2 protein-coding genes and 1 pseudogene are annotated in these 2610 nt (G+C 49.1%); 2 read left to right on the forward strand and 1 reads right to left on the reverse strand.

Features of this window, described 5'->3' with window-relative positions; genetic code table 11:
• Together purH and H6F50_RS07210 are read left to right on the forward strand one after the other, a co-directional pair.
• A partial coding sequence (gene purH / locus H6F50_RS07205; RefSeq protein WP_190427944.1) for a bifunctional phosphoribosylaminoimidazolecarboxamide formyltransferase/IMP cyclohydrolase occupies positions 1 to 1491 on the forward strand: 1491 nt, incomplete at its 5' end.
• A gap of 59 nt (positions 1492 to 1550) precedes the next feature.
• A complete protein-coding gene (locus H6F50_RS07210) occupies positions 1551 to 2258 on the forward strand; it encodes a hypothetical protein (RefSeq protein ID WP_190427945.1) in 708 nt (235 codons plus the stop codon).
• A gap of 57 nt (positions 2259 to 2315) precedes the next feature.
• Here the strand turns inward: H6F50_RS07210 and H6F50_RS07215 are convergent.
• Positions 2316 to 2610 (reverse strand): annotated as a pseudogene (locus H6F50_RS07215) (UTP--glucose-1-phosphate uridylyltransferase); the annotation flags it as partial.

Here is a 2610-nt window from a genome sequence, read left to right on the forward strand (position 1 = left end):
GAAAAATTTGAGTTTGATTTAATCAGCAGTGGTGGAACGGCTAAAGCCCTTAAAGATGCTGGGCTACCCGTGACGAAAGTTTCCGATTACACGGGTTCTCCGGAGATTTTGGGAGGGCGAGTCAAAACGCTGCATCCCCGAATTCATGGCGGGATTTTGGCGCGTCGGGATGTGCCCCAAGATTTGGCAGATTTGGAGGCGAACCAAATTCGCCCAATTGATTTGGTAGTGGTCAATCTTTATCCTTTTGAGCAGACGATTGCGAAAGCCGAAGTCACATTGCCGGAAGCGATTGAGCAGATTGACATTGGTGGCCCTGCGATGATACGGGCTTCTGCAAAAAACTTCCAACATCTAACAGTTTTGTCTAACCCGGCTCAGTATGATTCCTACTTGCAGGAATTGCAGCAACAGGGCGGGGACGTGTCCTTTGAGTTCCGTCTGGCTAGGGCACGAGACGCTTTTGAGCATACGGCGGGGTATGACAGGGCGATCGCAACCTATCTTACCCATCAATCCCCTGTAGAGGCGGAGGCGCATACATCGCCCCTACCCACCCAATTTGAACTTTCTGGACAACAGTTGCAATCTCTACGATATGGGGAAAATCCCCATCAACCTGCCGCATGGTATCAAACTGGCGCAGGTGCCTCTGGATGGGCGGCGGCGACTAAACTCCAGGGAAAGGAACTGAGTTATAACAACTTAGTGGATTTAGAAGCAGCGCGGCGGATTATTGCCGAGTTTCCCGATACCCCAGCCGCGACGATTATCAAGCACAATAATCCCTGCGGCGTGGCTTTGGGAAATAGCTTGTCGGAGGCTTATGAAAAAGCTTTTAACGCTGATTCGGTTTCGGCTTTCGGTGGGATTGTGGCGCTAAATCAGCCGATTGACGCCCCCACAGCGACAGCACTGACCAAAACATTTTTAGAATGCGTCGTGGCACCGGGATGCGAACCAGAGGCGCAGGAAATTCTGGCGGCTAAGTCTAAGGTGCGGGTTTTGACTTTGCCAGACTTGGCGGCTGGACCAGAAAATACAGTTAAAGTTATTGCTGGTGGTTTCCTCGTCCAAGCTTCTGATGACGTGGTGGAAAACGCCAGCCAGTGGCAAGTCGTCACAGAAAAGCAACCAACGCCAGAACAACTGGAAGAATTACTATTCGCCTGGAAAGTTTGCAAACACGTTAAGTCTAACGCGATTGTTGTAACGCGCGATCGCACTACTTTAGGTGTGGGTGCTGGGCAAATGAATCGCGTCGGTTCGGTCAAAATTGCCTTAGAACAAGCTGGAGAAAAATCCTCAGGTGCCACGCTTGCTAGCGATGGTTTTTTCCCCTTCGATGACTCGGTGCGGACAGCAGCAGCGGCGGGAATTGTAGCGATTGTTCAGCCGGGAGGCAGTCTGCGCGATCAAGATTCCATTAAGGCTGCCAATGAGCTTGGTTTAGTGATGGTGTTGACAGGTATCCGTCACTTCTTGCATTAAGCAGTCAGATGGAGAGCATCTGAGTTGTGTAAATTCACCTATTGCTTGCGGCTTTTCAAGTGATGCCATTCGTTGCTCTTAGCGGTCAGGTTGCTTTAATACCAGTGATTGAGTTCGCGCCAAGCGACTATTGTCATAGCGAACGGAGTCTTCCTCTCGGTAGGGTAGTAGAAAATCCTCATGCTTGGTATCGATACTGGAAGGAGAGCCTTGCCGATTCGGAACTCGAAAGTATAGAACCGATTCGTCCTGGTTCTTGGCTGGTGCCAATTTCTCAATTAGTTGAGCCATTTGTCCTAAGACATCTGGTGGAAACATATTTCGAGAAGCTAGAGATTGCCACTTCGAGTCCGGATCTAGAGTGCATCGGTTCCTTTTCTGGAGGCTATGTCCTGTGTTGCAACGACGATATCGTCATAGAGCCGACCTGCTGTAGTGGTTTAGAGGACATAGCAGCGTGGGAAGGGGCAATGACCTATCGTGGAGAGCAGTGGGATGAGCTGTGGATTGGTCATCCTTGGGTTTCTGTTCGGTTTGCTTCGGGGAATCTGTGCATTAGCGGATACCACGAAACGTCTAGCTCAAAGCTCCCAAACTCCGCTACCCGATACACAGTCAAACCTTCCGTACTTGAGGTTGCTATAAGAGCAGCTAAGGCAGAAGTAGAACTGTTTAGACAGCGTTTACTCTCAGTAGTACAGAAGTTGACGCCAGCAGCACTAGCCTCAGAGATAGTCTGTAATCTAACGGGAGCGAGGAGCGGCTGATAAGCGATCGCGATCGCCGGGGTTCAGATGCTTTATCGCGATCGCTCACCCTTTTAACTACTGCTCTGCATTTCTAAAATCAATCATTGTCTGGCGATAGGGATCTGGCAATCCGGTGTCATAACACTTACCGTTGACAATATATCCGGTCATTCCCTCTTGCTGTTGCAATTGATCGAGACAGGATGTTAACTGAAATTCGCCTTTTTCGTCGCGGAAGTTGTTTTTAATATTATTTGCGAGAAATTCAAATATTTTCGGTGTGAGTACATATAAACCGAATATACATAAGAATTGATCTTCTGCCATTCCCTCTACACGAAGATGCTGGCGTGCATACTCAATTGTGGGC

This window comes from Coleofasciculus sp. FACHB-712, from assembly GCF_014695635.1.
GTDB lineage: Bacteria > Cyanobacteriota > Cyanobacteriia > Cyanobacteriales > FACHB-T130 > FACHB-T130.